The organism is Thalassolituus sp. UBA2009, from assembly GCF_002335285.1.
GTDB classification, from domain to species: Bacteria; Pseudomonadota; Gammaproteobacteria; order Pseudomonadales; family Oceanobacteraceae; genus Venatoribacter; species Venatoribacter alkanivorans.
In genome coordinates this window covers 1-17,273 of record NZ_DDCJ01000166.1, presented here as the reverse complement: position 1 = coordinate 17,273, position 17,273 = coordinate 1, and the positions used below count along the sequence as shown (strand labels likewise).

Genomic DNA, 17,273 nt, shown 5'->3' with positions numbered 1-17,273 from the left:
GTGGTTGCGGACTTACAAAGTGTATCCAGCAGCACTTTGTCGCCGGGAGCGATAAAGTTAAGGTGCCAGCCGGATAACTGCTGCGCTGAGCAAAATGCCTGTACCGCCTGTAATGCATCCTGCCAGACCTGCTGTACTTCTGTTTCTGACGTAGCGTTATGCAGCAGCCGGGGGCCACTTGCCGGAGTAAAAGGAGCGGCCCATAACAGCTTGGGATAATACTCCAGCGCATAGCGCTGATAGGCTTCGGCCCAGCTCCAGTCAAATACATATTCGCCGTAACTGTGCGTTTTGCGGTAGCAGGGAATGATTATTTCGGCCTCACCCTGAGTATCAAAGCGCACCAGATACTGTACCTGCCAGCCGCTGTCGTGTTCATGGTCTTCGTTGTTGTTGTCCTCGTTGTTGTTGCCGCGGCTGCCGGAGCCAATGCAGCCACTGTGTTCGAGAGCAGCGAGAAAGCGGTAATCAAGAAAGGGATAATCCCCCGCGCTGTTGCGCTGTAACTTTTGCCACTGAGTTTCAGGGATGGCGCTAATGCTGGTGATCAGGTGGAAATCCTTCATTCAGAGCGATCCGTAGTCTTTGTGGGTTGCATATCAGTATCTGCGGCAGAATATTTGTCAGCTTATCTGTGAAAGCAGTGACCTTGCGCAGTCTCAGGCCTATCATAATGACTGGAATAACTACTGCGGAGGGAATTATGTTCCGTCTTGATGAACGACTGCAATCGGATACCACGCTGATCGGCCGCCTGCCACTGAGCCAGGTGCTGCTGATGAACGACAGCCGCTACCCATGGGTGATTCTGGTACCGGCCCGTAACGATGTGTTTGAAATTTATCATCTGTCTGAAGAAGACCGGATGCAGCTGGCCAAAGAATCCAGCTGGGTGCTGGAAAAAATGGCCGATCATTTTTCTGCCAAATCCATGAACGTCGCCGCGCTGGGTAATGTGGTTGCTCAGTTGCATGTACACCATATAGCCCGTTTCGCTGATGACCCTGCCTGGCCGGGCCCTGTCTGGGGACACAGTCCGGCGGTGCCGTACAGTGCAGCAGCCCTGGAGGAGCGTGTGCATGAGCTGAAGAGTTTATTTTCCAGTCATTTTGTTGAAGACCTGCACGCTGAGGATGACGAAGAAAACAACGTCTATTGGTAATGTCTGAGCCGGAGAAACTATATGATTGTGTTACGCCGTTTTATGAATAACCCGCTCAGAAATTTTAATTATCTGATCGCCTGTGAAGAAACCCGTCAGGCCATTGCCCTTGATCCTCTGGATGGCGAAGGCATGGTGCAATTAGCCGCTGAACAGGGGTTGGATATCCGGCTGATTATTAATACCCACGAGCACCATGATCATATTGACGGCAATCCGGCGGTGCAGGCTGCAACCGGTGCGCCCATCTGGGCGCATAAAAATGCGCTGGGAAAAATCCCTAATCAGGCGCATGGTCTGGATGCCGGTGATGTGATTGAACTGGGTACGTTACGGTTTAATGTGTTGTTTACGCCCGGTCATACACCGGTACATTTATGCCTGCTGGCACCGGTGTCGGAGCACGAACCTGTGCCGGTGTTATTTTCCGGCGATACCTTATTTAATGCCTGCGCCGGTAATTGTTATAACGGCGGTAATGTCGACACTATGTACGATACTTTTGTGTCGCAGCTGCTGCCATTGCCGGATGAAACCTTGCTTTATCCGGGGCACGATTATATGAAAAATAATCTGGCTTTTGCCCTCGACCGGGAACCGGGTAATGCGATGGCCGGTTACTGGGCTGATCAGGTGTCAGCCTTTTCTCCGGATGATATGCCGGTGATGACGCTGGGGCAGGAGCGTGAATATAACCCGTTTTTACGTCTGCACGAGCCGCGTATCCGTGAGCGTTTGAAAGAAGAGCACTTTCCGCAGCTGGGTGACAGTGATCGCGATGTATTCCGGGCGCTGCGCAGCCTGCGCGATCAGTGGTAAATAGCGCACTCAGCTCTGGTCAGAGCAATGTGCGGATGCTGTCCGCAACCCCTTCACCCCAGCGGGCGTAGCCTTCAGCGTTGGGGTGATAACCATCTTCTGCCATCCATTGTGGCTGCAGCGGCAAGCTGATCGCCGCATGATGCCAGCCCTGCTTACTGCATAAGTGTCTTATTTGTTTATCCAGTTGCCAGGCGCGCAAACCAAGAAAGCGGTTCAGTGGGGCAGGCAGCGCAGGGAAATCCTGCATCGGTGGCACCTGAGTAAATACAACCTGAGTTCCGGCCGGCAGATGGGCTGTTTCATGCTGAATAATACGGCGCAGCTGGCGTCGCCATTGGTGGGCAGCAGTCAGACCTGTGGTGTCATTCACGCCCAGGGTAATCAGCAACAGTGCTTTCTGATATGGCGCTTGCTCCGGGGCTTTATCTTCTTCTGCAATGATGTCTTTTAACTGTGCTGCGCGGATGCCGCTTTGTGCAATCGCCTGCCATTGCACCGCTAATTGTTCACTGGCCAGTGCCCGGGCGATGCAGGCGGTGAGGCCATTGCTGATGCTGCTGATACCCACACCGGCGACGGTGCTTTCGCCAATATGACGCAGCAGCAGACTGTGCGCTGGCTGTTGTAATTTCGGTTCAGTGCCAGAGCGTATGCCGCTGGCTTCAGGCAGACGCAGGGTATTGCGTTTAACGGTTTTTCCCTGATAAATAATCCAGGGCAATACCGGCAGCAATGGCAAATACAGCAGATAGCTGAGCAGTAACGTCAGTCGTGATGTCATGGTGCGCTTTCCAGCAGGCGGCGAATACGTTGTCGCAGGGCAGGTATAGCGTCCTGCTCAAACCAGGGGTGTTTTTTCAGCCACAGCTGATTACGTGGTGAAGGATGCGGCAGGGCAAAAAAATCGTGGGGAAAATCCCGCCAGTGCGCAACGCGTTCGCTCAGGTTGCGATAATCATCGTTTAAATAGTAGTTCTGTGCATATTGCCCGATTAACAGCGTCAGGCGGATATTGGGCATGGCTGCCAGTAATTGCGTATGCCAATGCGGTGCACACTCCGGGCGCGGTGGTAAATCTCCGTTTTTACCTTTTCCCGGGTAGCAGAATCCCATCGGCATAATGGCGACTTTGCTGTCGTCATAAAACACATCATTGCTGATGCCCAGCCACTGGCGCAGTCGCTGGCCACTGGCGTCGTCCCAGGGAATTCCGCTGGCGTGAACTTTGGTTCCGGGGGCCTGGCCAATAATCAGCAGACGCGATGTTGCCGCCGCGCGGACAACCGGGCGTGGCCCCAGTGGCAGGTCAGCAACACAGCGGGTGCAATGTTCAATCTCGTTGAGCAGTGGAATTAACTCAGACATGTTCAGCGGCCAATGGCAGGTATCTGTGCATGGTGGCGTGTTCCGGAGCCAAAATCAAAAAACAGACCGGTGAAGTTCCGGGCAAAAAAAAAGCGGCCGGTGTAAACACCGGCCGCTTAACGATGTGCCGGCTGCCCGGAAGCGCACCAGCCATTGCTGCATGGGCAATGGATTACATCGCCATGTCTTTCAGTTTCTTCAGTGGCAGAACTTTAACCTTGGTGCTCGCAGGCTTGGCTGCAACATCCATGGTTTCACCCGGACGGAATGGGTTTGGTACATTCTTACGTGCTTTTTGCGCAGGTTTTTTGATGGTTTTGATTTTCAGCAGGCCTGGCAGAATGAATTCACCAACGGCACGTTTTTTCACGTGACGTTCGATCAGAACGGTCAGTTCTTCCAGTACAGCGTTAACGTCTTTACGGGCCAGACCAGTTGTTTCTGCGATTTCGTTCAGCAGTTGGGTCTTGCTGTATTTTTCAGCAATAGCAGTGGTCTTACGTGCTGCCGGTGCGGCTGCCTTGGCAGCAGGTGCTTTGGCTACGGCTTTTTTAGCCGCAGGCGCTTTAGCGACGGCTTTCTTTGCAGGTGCTTTGGCTACGGCTTTTTTAGCCGCTGGTGCTTTGGCAGGGGCTTTGGCAACCGCTTTTTTCGCAGGAGCTTTCGCCGCCGGAGATTTTCTTGCAGCCATGGTCTGATCCTTTTGGTTTTGTTGTTCCGGGTTCGGGCTTCTCCGTGGCAGGCTGACGTTGAGATGCTGCATATTATCGGAGAGGCCAGAGAATTCTTATGTAAAAAAAAGGGCGAGGCAAGCACCTGAGCCCTGTTTTTTCGGGGTTTTTCGTCACAAAACGTGATTTGCGACTATCTGATACGGTTTTTTGCGGAAATTCACCGGTCTTTTATGCCAGCTTTTTCAGTACCCAACCGAATATGCCACTGTAGCGCACCGGGAACCAGCGTTGAATACGGTCCATCAGGCGGGCGTCAGCACCGATCAGAATACGGCGTTTTTGCTGTTTTACCCCGCTGAGAATCACATCAGCGGCTTGTGCAGGGGTTGTGCGTGCCATCTTTTCAAACTCTGCAATCTGGGTGGCGTGGTCTTTCTCACCAGCCAGAGAAGTTTTCATGCGGCCATTGCGGACGATGTTGGTTTTAATGCCGCCCGGATGCACGGTGGTGACAAAGACGTTGGTATCGGCCAGTTCCTGACGCAGGGATTCGGTAAAGCCGCGCACGGCAAATTTGGTCGCGTTGTAGGCGGCCTGGGTTGGCAGGGCAATGATGCCAAAAATACTGGAAATATTAATAATGGCGGCCTCTGGTCGGCTCTGCAGGTGCGGCAGGAAGGCTTTGGTGCCGTAGACCACGCCCCAGAAATTAATATTTACAATCCACTCCATGTCGTCGTAACTCATATTAGCGACGGTTTCTGATAAGGCGACACCGGCATTATTGATCACAGCATCGACCTGACCATGGTCGGCGACCACCTGTGCGGCATAGGCTTCGAATGCATCGCGGTCGGCAACGTTCAGGGCGCTGAGGGTTACTTTGCCGTGGCCGCTCAGCAATGAGCGGGTTTCTTCCAGGCCTTTCATATTGACGTCGGACAGTGCCAGGTGGGCACCTTCGCGGCTCAGCTGCTGGGCCAGTGCCCGGCCAATGCCGGAAGCTGCACCGGTGATGACAACAACTTTATTGGAAAATGACTGCATGGGGTTGCTCCGCTGATGTTCTGCTTAAGTGAGGGATGCTCACGGATGTTATTGTTTTAGGCTGTGCAGACTACCTGAGTGAGGAGGGGGCTCAAGGTGGATTTGTGACGATCCGCAGGGCTTTCTGCCCAGACCGGCAGTGCCTTTGCTGCAGGTTGGGCCTGAGGTTGCAGGAATCCGGCTGCTGAGGTATCGGATCGCCGTTAAAATCCGTTATACTGCCCGCCTTTTATTTCCGGCCCGCCTTCTATTTACGGCCTGTCGGCAACTTCATTGACGATTCAGATGCAGGACCAAGCGATGCGCACACATTATTGTGGTGATATCAACGAAACCTTGATCGACCAAACCGTAACCTTCTGTGGCTGGGTGCATCGTCGCCGCGACCACGGGGGCGTGATTTTCCTCGACATCCGTGACCGCGAAGGTCTGGTGCAGGTGGTGTTTGACCCTGACACTGTGGATGCTTTCAATGCCGCTGACAGCGTACGCTCTGAGTTTGTTGTACAGATCAGTGGTCGTGTGCGTGGCCGTCCGGAAGGCACCACCAATGCCAATATGAAAACCGGTCTGATCGAAGTTCTGGGTAAAGAAATCACCATCCTGAACAAGGCCGCAACACCACCGTTCCCGCTTGATGGTTACAGCGATGTGGGTGAAGAGATTCGTCTGAAGTATCGCTTTATGGATATGCGTCGTCCGGAAATGCAGGACAAGCTGCGCTTCCGTTCAAAAGTGACTTCCCATGCCCGCCGTTATCTGGAAGAGCAGGGTTTCCTCGATATCGAAACCCCTATCCTGACCCGTGCAACGCCGGAAGGTGCGCGTGACTATCTGGTGCCAAGCCGTACCCATGAAGGTTCTTTCTTCGCACTGCCACAGTCGCCACAGCTGTTCAAACAGCTGCTGATGGTTGCCGGTTTTGACCGTTACTATCAGATTGCCAAGTGCTTCCGTGACGAAGATCTGCGTGCTGACCGCCAGCCGGAATTTACCCAGATCGACGTTGAGGCTTCGTTTATTAACGAAGACGACATCATGGGTATCGCCCAGGGCATGATCAAAGAAATCTTCCAGAAAGAACTGAATGTTGATCTGGGCGACTTCCCGCGTATGCCATATTCCGAAGCGATGAACCGTTACGGTTCAGACAAGCCGGATATGCGTATTCCGATGGAAATCGTTGATGTTGCCGAATTCCTGCAGGATATCGAATTCAAAGTCTTTGCTGCTCCGGCGAAAGATCCGAAAGGCCGTGTTGCTGCACTGAAAGTACCGGGCGGCGCTGAGCTTTCCCGTAAGCAGATTGACGATTACACCAAGTACGTTGGTATTTACGGCGCCAAAGGTCTGGCCTGGATTAAAGTCAACGAAATCGAAAAAGGTGTTGAAGGCCTGCAGTCTCCGATCATCAAGTTTATCGGTGACGATAACACCATGAAGATCATGGCCAAGCTGGAAGCGAAGAACGGCGATATCGTTTTCTTCGGTGCTGATAAAGCCAAGATCGTTAACGAAGCGCTGGGCGCACTGCGTTGCAAGGTTGCTGCCGATCTGAACATGTACACCTCTGAGTGGGCAGCATTGTGGGTTGTTGATTTCCCGATGTTCGAAGAGAACGACGATGGCTCTGTAACTGCACTGCACCATCCGTTCACCGCGCCAAGCTGTTCTCCGGAAGAGCTGGAAAAAGACCCGCTGAACGCGCTGTCCCGTGCTTACGATATGGTACTGAACGGCTGTGAGCTGGGTGGTGGTTCTATCCGTATTCACGATCAGAGCATGCAGCAGAGTGTATTCCGCGCGCTGGGCATTTCTGAAGAAGAACAGCGTGAGAAATTCGGCTTCCTGCTGGATGCACTGAAGTTTGGTGCACCACCACACGGTGGTCTGGCTTTCGGTCTGGATCGTCTGATCATGCTGATGACCGGCGCCAGCTCTATTCGTGAAGTGATTGCCTTCCCGAAAACCCAGTCAGCTGCTTGTGTGATGACTCAGGCTCCGGGTGCGGTTAATAACACCCAGCTGCGTGAGCTGCATATTAAACTGCGTGAAAAGCCAAAAGCTGCGGAATAATTCCGGCAGACTGATGGGTAAAAAAACGGGAGCGCAGGCTCCCGTTTTTTATGCTGCAAGGATATTCATATGGATAAAAAAATAAGTGCCAACCCGGCGTTGCTGTCGTTGTCGGAAGTTGCCAGTGAGGCACATTTGCGGATTCAGCAGGATTTTGCCGATATGAATCCGGTGATCGGGGTTATGCAGGGTATGCGCAGGATGGGGATTCCGGCCGACGTGATGAGTATTGATTGCTTACAGACGCGTAAACGAATTCTTATTGTGTTGCATGATAAACACCCGGGGCTGATTCAGTATCAATATACCTTTATTGATCAGGACCCGGGAGATGACTATCAGGCGGTAAAAAATACCGACTTTAACGCAGATGTGCTGTATCACTGGATCAGTGAATACTTTATGAAATGAGATTTCTGAGTACACCCTCTGTCGTACAATTAAGCGTAAGAGGGCGGTTGTTCAGTACATTCCTGCTTCACCGGCCTGGCGTTTTTTAAAGCGCTTATGTACCCAGAAGTACTGAGCAGGATAGTGGAGAATGGCTTTTTCCAGCTCCCTGTTCCAGGCTTCGCAGTCTTGTTGCGCATCGTTACCAAAGCCTTCCAGTTCATCACTGAATTCGTATTCGAAGTTACCATCGGCAAGACGATGCATACGCATAAATACCACGGCGGCGCCGCTTTCTTGCGCGATCCAGGTAGGCGTTGACAGGTTCGCGGCCTGAACGCCGAAAAAGGGAGCAAATAAATCAGACTTGCTGAAGTTCTGATCGCAACCGTACCAGGCCATGCTGCCGTCTTTCAGAAACTGAACCATGTCTTTCAGTTCGTATTTGGTAAAACCATGCACATGATGGCGGTGGCGCCCGTTGACAATCATACGGTTAATAACCGGATTGTCATGGGGGCGGTACATATAGCCGAGTGGGTAATCCCGTGCGACCCGGTCGGCGAAAATAGCCAGAATAAAATCGACGGCGGCGAAGTGGCCACCCATGATCAGTACGCCATTCCCTTTGGCGCGGGCATTAAGCAGTTTATCCAGACCAATAACCTTTGCTTTGGCCGAATAACCGGACATGTTCCGCCACCAGGGGTGGGAGGCTTCCAGTGCACCTTTGGTCATTTCCACCATGTTTTCTTCAATCAGTGTTTCTATTTCTGCAGGGGATTTATTCGGAAAGCAGACACTCAGATTGCGGTGGCTTATGCGCGTACGGCTTTTCATTCTTTTGCTCAGCACGCGGCCGAGGCGGGCGCCCATTGCATGTTTGGTTTTAACCGGTAGCCAGGCCAGTGACCACATCAGCAGAACGATAATCCAGGCACTCCAGTATCTGGGTTTCAGCAGGGCGGGTGTAAGAGGAATCAGAGCAGATTTAATCATGTAGCGGTTGTTTTGACGGGTAAAAAAGCGGGATTTTAAATCATTCGGAACCTGTTGCTCCATATTAATTCCGGATTTGTTTCCGGGCGAAGGGCTGTATATAAATACCGCAAAAATTTTTTGGATAATATCGTACGGCCTCCCGCAGAGCGGTACGGAAGAAGGGCGATAATGCCGTGGGAGAATTGTTAAAACAAAAGCCGGCAATTACAGGAATTGCCGGCTCGCCTGATCGTGGTTCAGGACTGAGGAACTGAACTGCTACAAATGTTCAGCCTTATGTCCGGCTAATACGGAAAGCTGTTCATCTTTTTTCAGCCATATTTCCGTTACCCATTGCTGGATTTCCAGGCGTAAGGCATCGTCATTCTGATAATCGCCTTTGCTGAAATGCGCAGGAATCGGCAGCTCTTCAATCTGTACCACGGCGTGTTTAAAGCGCCCACACATCATGTCCCAGAAGCTTGGAATACCTTGCGGGTAATAAATGGTGACATTGGTCAGGGCGCTGAATTTATCCCCCAGTGCCTGAATAGCAAAGGCCAGACCGCCGGCCTTGGGTCTCAGCAGGTGTTTAAAGGGAGATTGCTGGTCACGGTGCTTGGCAACGGTAAAGCGTGTACCTTCGAGGAAATTCATCACACTGGTCGGTGTCAGCGAGAATTTTTCGCAGGCTTTTTGAGTTTCTTTTAAATCATCCCCGGCTTTTTCCGGATGTTTGGCCAGAAACTGCTTTGAGTAGCGGCGCATAAAAGGAAAATCCAGAGCCCACCAGGCCTGACCAACAATAGGTACATAAGCCAGTTCTTTTTTAATAAAGAATTTCAGCAGCGGGACTTTGCCGTGATAAATCTGATACAGCACAAAAATATCCACCCAGCTCTGATGGTTGGCGCTGAGCAGGTACCAGTCTTTTTTACCCTGGCGTGACAGGCCGCGGATATCCCATTGCACGCGGTGAATATGATTGAGCCACCACAGAATGCCGGCCAACCAGAGGCTGGCGATGGCAGTAATAACAGGATTTGCCAGTTGTTGTGCCTGACGTGCTGGCAGAATGATGCGCAGCAGGATAAAGGCATAAAGAAATACACCAAGAAAAACGGTATGAATCAACAGCGCAAGCGAGCTGATGATACCTGCACAGGTAGTCAGGAAAGTGGGTTTTCCGGCGGAATGTAGTTCAGCTTTGCTCACGTTAGAGTCCGTATCCGGTGGGCGGTTAAGGGTGGTGGCTAATGTTAGATAAAGTGGCGGAGCGCGGCAATCCTATGTTGCGCTGAGGCTGTGTTGCATGCAGGACAATCTGTTGCGCGCTGCCTGTGTTGCTGTGTCAGAAGGAATCTGGGCTTTGGTCATCAATAATCCGGGCTGGAGATTGCTCGGTAAATATCTGGCTCTGTCCGTTACTGTGCGGAAAATAAGCAAGATTGATGATGACGCGCTCATAAAGCCAATAAATGGCGTCCGGCTCTTCGACCCGGTAACGCTGTTGATAGCGGTATTGCAGCCAGCCATCCTGTAATTGCCATTGAACATAGTCACCGCTGCTGTGGCGCAGACAGATGGCACCATCCTGTTGCTGATAAAACAGAACCCGGTCCAGTTGCCAGCCCTGACTACCGACTTTTTTCAGGCGGAAACGACCATCGGGATAGCGCGAAGACGGGCGGTCATCGCCATGAATGTCGAGGCGTAATTGCTGGCCATTACCGAGTGGAATATGCGGGAGTTGTTGTATGGATGCGATCGCGCTGCGTTCAGGCTGGCTGTGTCTGAGTGATGCGTAGGGTTCACCGCGCTGCGATTTTTCCCATTGCTGGCAATGAATCTGAACCAGATATGCACCCATAATATTGTCCGTTGGCCTGGCTGGCCTGATAAGCAGCGAATGATTAAGCGCATATTAACAGAAAGTTTGGCGGGGGCAGAAAGTATGGCGGGGCTGGAGGGGCGACAAAGGCGAGGACAAACCGGGCCATAAGGCCCGGTGTGGTTTGTATTATTGGCTGGTTACCGTTGCGGCAGGCTGAGGGTTTTTCAGGGGTTTGTAGGCCAGCTTGCCATGCATGGTGCGGGCATTTTCCAGTGGCAGGTTGTAGTCGAAACTGAACAGGTCGCAGCTGCTGCAATAAGTTTCGCCTTCCATCTGGCTGCCACTCATGCCAATCACCGTGTCGAAGACAAAGTCATTAGGGTAGTACTGGCCGAGGTTGTGGCGCAGGGCTGCGGTTTTATCAGAATTTTGCTGCTGATAAGCCTTTGATAACCAGATCAGGGTCGGAGACTCGACCATATCGAAGGAGAAGTTGGCACTGGAGTGGCCGACGCCGCGCTCAATGTCTTCGGAATGATCGGCAAAGTACAGCAGGCCGCCAATGCCATCATTGCCCAGAGCACTCTGCAGATCGTCGATCAGGGTGCTGACAACATGGTCGTTGTACAGAATGCTGTTGTCATAGCACTCACGGGAGTGGCCGAGTCCGCCTTTGAATATGTGCGAGTACAGGGCATCCAACGGAGCAACTTCGTAGCGTTTGTATTCTTCCGGGTAACGCTCACAGTAATCGGTGTGGTTGCCCATCAGGTGAACAAATATCACCTGATTTTTACCCGCATCGCGTTGCGCCAGAATATCTTTATAGAGTGGCAAAAGAACGCCGTCCGGCTGATGATTTTTGTGCGACATACTGTGAAATTCAATATCGAAGGTCAGCTGTACATCCTGCGCTTCTTTGGCAATCAGGCCGAGGATCATGTCATAGCTGTTGGACAGTGGCTGGTTACCCAGCCAGTGAGTCACAAAGCCAGCTTCGTTCATCAGTTCAACAATGCCCAGTGACTGGGTGTAGTGTTTATCATTTTTCTGATTGGCTGCGGTCAGGGCGTGGGACAGGGCTGCCATCGTACCGGGATAATTAGAGAAAGAATTATCGGCAATAAACAGGTTGCCCTCATCTTTCAGGCGTTGCAGGTTAGGGGTGGTGTCCAGCTCATAGCCGTAGACACCCATATGGTGTTTGTTCAGGGATTCACCGACAACCACCACATAGATCTCTCCCTGGCCTTCTTTGCTGATGCGGTAGTCTTTCTTGATATTGCGCTGGCTGAATTGCGCCATGCGCTCTTTGGTTGTGGTCATTTCTTTCTGATAGCTGACGTAAACATCCACCGGGTAGGTAAATAAGCCCTTTTCCAGTGGTGCCAGAGCAATCATCAGTATGCCCAGCAGAACATAGGTTGTGGCAGTTTTTATCGGCAGGGTTTTACGATCATTGCCAACATTGTGTTTAACGATCCAGACAAGGATGGCAATGGCCAGCAGTAGTGGTATTACTGACATTACGGATGTGAAGCTGGCGAGATATTCACTGGCTTCTGCACTGGTCGTCTGGAATACGGCAATAAAGCTGTCTTTGTTCATTGCACCGCCCACGACCTGATAGTGCAGCAGGTAGGCAAGGGGGCCCAGCAATGGCAGGGCAATCAGCAGAAAGCCAAGAAAACGGCCGGCAAGAGTGCGCATGGGCAGAGCCATAAACAGGCTGGTTGCGATAGCGAAGACCAAAAGGTCGGTAACCGCACCGTAAGGGTAGATTTTACCAACGGAGATAATCGCAAGAATGACGCTGACAATTGCGAATGCGAGCATCAGACGGCTGACGCGGGGCTGGTTAAGAGCGGTGCCGCGTTTGATCAGTTGTGTCCATATGTAGACCGTCAGACCAACAAAAAGGAGTTTTACCGGAATTAAAGGAAATAAAGCTGACATGGTGCCCCTTTGGATTGGAAGTGTTGTCCGTAACGGGTATTGGAGCGCGGAATGTAATGAAAATGTCACCGGATTGCAAAGAAATGATCGTTCGCTTTTCGGGCTTAATAATGTGTTCGGGATTCAGCACCGGTTCAGTGACCAGCAGAGCTTGCCGCTCAGAGGGGCAGCCATAAAAAACCCGGCCTGAGCCGGGTTTTTCAGTGATCAACCGCTCGGGTTAATTACTTGTCTGACACGATAACAGCTGTCGCTGCTTTTCTGGTGTACTCGTCCATCTTGTCGAAGTTCAGGTACTTGTAGATGTCGGCCGACATGCTGTCCAGCTTGTTGGCGTATTCCATGTATTCTGCGGTGGTTGGCAGTTTACCCAGAATCGCACCTACCGCCGCCAGTTCCGCAGAGGTCAGGTACACGTTGGCACCATCACCCAGACGGTTCGGGAAGTTACGGGTAGAGGTAGACAGTACGGTAGTGTTCGGAGCTACACGTGCCTGGTTACCCATACACAGAGAACAGCCCGGCATTTCGGTACGTACACCGGAAGTGCCATAGATGTTGAAGTAACCTTCTTCCATCAGCTGAGCTTCGTCCATCTTGGTGGGCGGAGACATCCACATACGGGTGCTCAGACCACCTTTGTGCTGGGACAGCAGTTTACCCGCGGCGCGGAAGTGACCGATGTTGGTCATACAGGAACCGATGAAGACTTCATCCACCTTGTCGCCAGCCACTTCGGACAGGAACCTGGCATCGTCCGGGTCGTTCGGGCAGCACACGATAGGCTCTTTGATATCAGCCAGATCAATTTCGATCACGTGGGCGTATTCCGCGTCTTTGTCAGCACGCATCAGAGCTGGGTTCGCCAGCCAGGCTTCCATGGCTTTCGCACGACGTTCCAGAGTGCGGGCGTCGCCGTAGCCTTCAGCGATCATCCAGCGCAGCATCACGATGTTGGAACGCAGGTATTCAGCCACCGATTCTTCCGACAGGTTGATGGTACAGCCGGCGGCAGAACGCTCAGCAGAGGCGTCGGACAGTTCGAACGCCTGCTCAACCGTCAGGTTTTCCAGACCTTCGATCTCCAGAATACGGCCGGAGAATTCGTTGATCTTACCTTTCTTCTCAACGGTCAGGATGCCTTGTTTGATACCGTACAGCGGAATGGCGTGAACCAGATCGCGCAGGGTAATACCTGGCTGCATTTTACCCTTGAAGCGCACCAGTACCGATTCCGGCATATCCAGTGGCATAACACCGGTCGCTGCGGCGAACGCAACCAGACCAGAACCCGCCGGGAAGGAAATACCCATAGGGAAACGGGTGTGAGAGTCACCACCGGTACCGACAGTGTCAGGCAGCAGCATACGGTTCAGCCAGGAGTGGATGATACCGTCGCCAGGGCGCAGAGCCACACCACCACGGGTCTGGATAAAGTCAGGCATGGTGTGCTGCATTTCAACGTCAATCGGCTTCGGATAAGCGGCCGTGTGACAGAACGACTGCATCACCAGATCCGCCTGGAAGCCCAGACACGCCAGGTCTTTCAGTTCGTCACGGGTCATAGGCCCCGTGGTGTCCTGAGAGCCTACAGTCGTCATTTTAGGTTCGCAGTAAGTGCCCGGACGTACGCCCTGGCCTTCTTCGAGACCACAAGCCTTACCCACCATTTTCTGCGCCAGAGTGAAGCCTTTGGTGCCTGCTTCAGGGTCAACCGGCAGACGGAAAGTGTCGGTTGCGCCCAGATTCAGGGCAGCACGGGCCTTGGTAGTCAGGCCACGACCGATGATCAGCGGGATACGGCCGCCAGCCTGAACTTCGTCCAGGATGACATCGGATTTGAACTCGAATTCGGAGATAACGTCACCGGCTTCGTTCAGGATTTTGCCTTCGTATGGACGGATATCGATCACGTCACCCATGTTCATCTTGTCGACAGGTGCTTCGAATACCAGAGCACCGGCATCTTCCATGGTGTTGAAGAAGATAGGGGCCACTTTAGAACCGATACAGACACCGCCACCGCGCTTGTTAGGCACGCCCGGAATATCGTCACCGAAGAACCACAGCACCGAGTTGGTGGCAGACTTACGCGAAGAACCTGTACCGACAACGTCACCAACGAAGGCAACCGGCAGACCTTTGGCGCTGATTTCTGCAATCTGCTTCATCGGGCCGGTTACGCCGTGCTCTTCCGGAGTCAGACCGTCACGGGTCATCTTATAAGCAGCGCGGGCGTGCAGCGGGATATCAGGACGGGACCAGGCATCCGGAGCCGGAGACAGGTCATCGGTATTGGTTTCGCCGGTTACTTTGAATACGGTCATTTTGATGGATTCAGCAACCTTGTTGCGCTTGGTGAACCATTCAGCGTTGGCCCAGGATTCCATCAGTTCTTTGGCAACGGCATTGCCGGCGTTCATTTTGTCCTGAACGTCATTGAAGGCATCAAACATCAGCAGGGTGTGCTTCAGTTCTTTAGCGGCCAGCGGAGCCAGTTGAGCGTTGTCCAGCAGCTCAACCAGCGTGGCGATGTTGTAGCCACCCTGCATCATGCCCAGCAGCTGAATCGCCTTTTCTTTGGATACCAGCGGAGAAGTCGCTTCATCTTTGATGATGGCCGTCAGGAAGGCGGCTTTTACGTAGGCGGCTTCGTCAACACCGGGTGGAATGCGGTTTTCCAGCAGATCAACCAGAGTGGTTTCTTCGCCAGCCGGTGGGTTTTTCAGCAGCTCGACCAAGGCAGCAGTCTGCTCAGCGTTCAGTGGCTTGGGCGGAATATTCAGTTCAGCACGTTCAGCGACGTGTGCGCGATAAGCTTCTAACACAGCGGTATCCTCATCGTTAACAAGTTAGATTCTGCACGGTCCGTTCATTCATCGGGGTGAATGATAGCTCCTTGCTCTGATTCTAACAGTACTGCCGGGTTCAATACCCAGAGACAAACGTCGATATGTGAACAGGCAAACGTCGATAATGCGCAGAGTAACGGTAGGCAGAAAGCGGTCTGCAGCGCCTTGAGAATGGCCGCTCATCACCGGCCTTAGGGGCGGACAAACTTGTTGGAATTCTCAGCTCGTAGGGGCGGGATTGCCCGCGAATAAGGTTGTTGGTATCCACCGTTGGTAGGAGCAGGCCATGCCCGCGATGCTGTGACACCTTGATATGAACCCTAATCCAGTACTTTATACCTAGGCCGTAAAAATAAGTTTTCTGTTATTAATAACGGCAGGCAGTCTGCGCAACAGGTTTATCAGTCAGCAGATCTAAAGGCGCAGAAAAACCGAATTAACCGGCGTGCGCGTTTTTCTGGGAAGTTTTTAAGGGGCAGGCGACATTTCCGAACCAGATCAACTGGTTGCAGAAGAAGCCTCGAAAAAGTCTACCCAAGTTAATGCGTGTGCATACTAATAAAACTGTTAGAGAAGACCATGTCTGAAACATTTATTGAAGATATGAATATTGTTCGAGAGATAATGGATGGATTTCTTTCTCAGGAACACATATCGAAAGGCCTGCAACAAATTAACGAAATCGGCATAACAGGATGGGAAAAGTGGTGGCAGGTCGAGTTGGCGATATATCTAGATGAATATCCTGGAATTGAAGAATGGGATATGGAACATGAGTTTGAAGTAGATCGGCGAAAATATGATGGAGATAGACTATATGTGGATTTTGGATTTACATATAGTGGCTGGAATGGGAGTTATGCGTTTCTGGAACTCAAGCAAAATAATGACTATAAAAAATGCATAGATATGATGTTTAAGGATGCCGAAAAATACGAAGTGCTAAAATCAAAGTCCATGGATGGGCTGGAAAAGCGGAGCGTATTCGTAGTAGGCATGTTTCAAAAGAAAAACTGGGATGATATCCAAGAGTATTTCGATAGCTGCATGGAACATTACGAATTTGAGTTTGAAGATGATGAATTTATGCTCTTAGACTCAAAGTCCCATAAATGGGGCATGTTAATATTTTGAGCGGGTTCTCTAACAAACCGCCCAAATACGTTCCAGTCACAAAAAAAGCCTGGTCTTCACCATGGCTCACTTCGATCGCCTTCTGGCGGGGGTTAGGTACAGATGAAATCTCTTACAACCTATGTGTTTTTAGTATTGATAAGCGTGTCTTCGTCAGCAAGCGAAAACACATATTTTGAAGATCTGCTACTTGAACTTGATAATACTCAAAAGCTACCTGAATCATTTGTTAAGCATTATTTAGGTAGGGGTATGTATGGGCAATATACCATTGAAAAAAAGATCGTTAGTGATGAGTACGTAGCTCTTGAAATCGGAAACTCAAATGGTGTCGGATACTTCAGCTTTATTTATACATTTACTAAATCAGGAAAGAGGGTTTCCTATTTACCGTTTGTACATGATTCTGATTGTGATGGCGGAACATGGGAATTGAAATCGGCAGCATGGAGCAGTGACACTGAGTTTTCAATAACCACTACTACAATTGACTCATGCTATAAACGTGAAGATATACTTGATATAAAGGATGAATTTTACCTGATTGAACCTAATGGACGCATTTCGAATGCTACTGGAGAACCGTGTCCAGCGAGCCCCTACGAGTATCTTTCTAGTCTAAAATTAAGTGATGAATTCTTATCTGGCCTGACTAAATATCAACTGAGTGTTTACAGAAACACTATTTTTGCTAAGTATGGGTATAAATTCAGCAATCCAAGTTTAAGTAGTTATTTCTATTCATGCAGTTGGTATAACCCATCAGATGTGTTCTCAGCCGATACCTTTAATGATATAGAGAAATTCAATATTTCTAGAATTCGGTATTTCGAAAGTCGTCAGTAAGAAATACCTAAGAAGACGCGGTTGGAATAAGCCCGCAATAAATCGCTAAGCGGCAGGCTTGGGGCTCGCTTAAAGTGAATTAGTTCAGACCTGATCTGACACTTCTGATTGAAAAGAAGAGAGTTTCCCGTTTT

At 51.1% G+C, this 17,273-nt stretch carries 16 protein-coding genes; 6 read left to right on the top strand and 10 right to left on the bottom strand.

Annotated elements, in window-relative coordinates; translation table 11 throughout:
- Window positions 1–566, bottom strand: a 566-nt coding sequence (locus B3P58_RS20395; protein ID WP_286720268.1) for a peptidogalycan biosysnthesis protein, incomplete at its 3' end; no start/stop codon positions are given.
- Between the two features lie 137 nt (window positions 567–703).
- Between B3P58_RS20395 and B3P58_RS20390 the strand changes: the two genes are divergently transcribed.
- Both B3P58_RS20390 and B3P58_RS20385 read left to right on the top strand, forming a co-directional pair.
- On the top strand, window positions 704–1,162 hold the full coding sequence (locus B3P58_RS20390; RefSeq protein ID WP_145468381.1) for an HIT domain-containing protein: 459 nt from the start codon (window positions 704–706) through the stop codon (window positions 1,160–1,162).
- A gap of 21 nt (window positions 1,163–1,183) precedes the next feature.
- Entirely contained in the window at window positions 1,184–1,981 is a 798-nt protein-coding gene (locus tag B3P58_RS20385) for a hydroxyacylglutathione hydrolase (RefSeq protein WP_225692599.1), read from the top strand.
- A gap of 19 nt (window positions 1,982–2,000) precedes the next feature.
- Here the strand turns inward: B3P58_RS20385 and B3P58_RS20380 are convergent, their stop codons facing one another.
- From B3P58_RS20380 to B3P58_RS20365, 4 genes are all read right to left on the bottom strand, one after another.
- The gene (locus B3P58_RS20380; protein ID WP_286720264.1) at window positions 2,001–2,765 is read right to left on the bottom strand and encodes an SGNH/GDSL hydrolase family protein; all 765 of its coding nucleotides are present in this window, start codon (window positions 2,763–2,765) and stop codon (window positions 2,001–2,003) included.
- Window positions 2,762–3,349 carry a uracil-DNA glycosylase family protein gene (locus tag B3P58_RS20375; RefSeq protein ID WP_286720262.1) on the bottom strand — a complete coding sequence of 196 codons (588 nt, stop codon included), beginning with the start codon at window positions 3,347–3,349 and terminating at the stop codon, window positions 2,762–2,764. Before B3P58_RS20375 ends, B3P58_RS20380 begins: the two co-directional genes overlap by 4 nt.
- A 172-nt stretch (window positions 3,350–3,521) precedes the next feature.
- Window positions 3,522–4,040, bottom strand: a complete 519-nt coding sequence (locus B3P58_RS20370) for an HU family DNA-binding protein (protein WP_145468390.1) — start codon at window positions 4,038–4,040, stop codon at window positions 3,522–3,524.
- Between the two features lie 211 nt (window positions 4,041–4,251).
- Window positions 4,252–5,070: an SDR family NAD(P)-dependent oxidoreductase gene (locus B3P58_RS20365; RefSeq protein WP_286720259.1), complete on the bottom strand. Its 819-nt coding sequence runs from the start codon at window positions 5,068–5,070 to the stop codon at window positions 4,252–4,254.
- Between the two features lie 300 nt (window positions 5,071–5,370).
- Here B3P58_RS20365 and aspS point away from each other — a divergent pair, with 300 nt between their 5' ends.
- Entirely contained in the window at window positions 5,371–7,146 is a 1,776-nt protein-coding gene (gene aspS, locus B3P58_RS20360; RefSeq protein WP_286720256.1) for an aspartate--tRNA ligase, read from the top strand.
- 69 nt (window positions 7,147–7,215) lie between these two features.
- Entirely contained in the window at window positions 7,216–7,557 is a 342-nt protein-coding gene (locus B3P58_RS20355) for a hypothetical protein (RefSeq protein WP_286720253.1), read from the top strand.
- A 51-nt stretch (window positions 7,558–7,608) separates the two neighbouring features.
- Here B3P58_RS20355 and B3P58_RS20350 read toward each other — a convergent pair whose 3' ends face one another.
- The 5 genes from B3P58_RS20350 to acnB form a co-directional block, all read right to left on the bottom strand.
- Window positions 7,609–8,598, bottom strand: a complete 990-nt coding sequence (locus B3P58_RS20350) for a lysophospholipid acyltransferase family protein (protein WP_286720251.1) — start codon at window positions 8,596–8,598, stop codon at window positions 7,609–7,611.
- 198 nt (window positions 8,599–8,796) lie between these two features.
- On the bottom strand, window positions 8,797–9,732 hold the full coding sequence (locus B3P58_RS20345; RefSeq protein ID WP_286720248.1) for an acyltransferase: 936 nt from the start codon (window positions 9,730–9,732) through the stop codon (window positions 8,797–8,799).
- Window positions 9,733–9,868: 136 nt separating this feature from the next.
- Complete coding sequence (locus tag B3P58_RS20340; protein WP_286720246.1) at window positions 9,869–10,387, bottom strand: hypothetical protein; 519 nt, start codon at window positions 10,385–10,387, stop codon at window positions 9,869–9,871.
- Between the two features lie 150 nt (window positions 10,388–10,537).
- Window positions 10,538–12,307, bottom strand: coding sequence for a phosphoethanolamine transferase (locus tag B3P58_RS20335; RefSeq protein ID WP_286720243.1), 1,770 nt, complete (start codon window positions 12,305–12,307; stop codon window positions 10,538–10,540).
- A gap of 224 nt (window positions 12,308–12,531) precedes the next feature.
- Window positions 12,532–15,135, bottom strand: coding sequence for a bifunctional aconitate hydratase 2/2-methylisocitrate dehydratase (acnB, locus tag B3P58_RS20330; protein WP_286720240.1), 2,604 nt, complete (start codon window positions 15,133–15,135; stop codon window positions 12,532–12,534).
- A 603-nt stretch (window positions 15,136–15,738) separates the two neighbouring features.
- On the opposite strand from acnB, the gene B3P58_RS20325 reads away from it, so the two are divergent.
- Window positions 15,739–16,293 (top strand): hypothetical protein, encoded by a 555-nt coding sequence (locus B3P58_RS20325; RefSeq protein ID WP_286720238.1) that lies wholly within the window; start codon window positions 15,739–15,741, stop codon window positions 16,291–16,293.
- A 102-nt stretch (window positions 16,294–16,395) separates the two neighbouring features.
- The gene (locus B3P58_RS20320) at window positions 16,396–17,139 is read left to right on the top strand and encodes a YARHG domain-containing protein (RefSeq protein ID WP_286720235.1); all 744 of its coding nucleotides are present in this window, start codon (window positions 16,396–16,398) and stop codon (window positions 17,137–17,139) included.
- Window positions 17,140–17,273 lie beyond the last annotated feature (134 nt).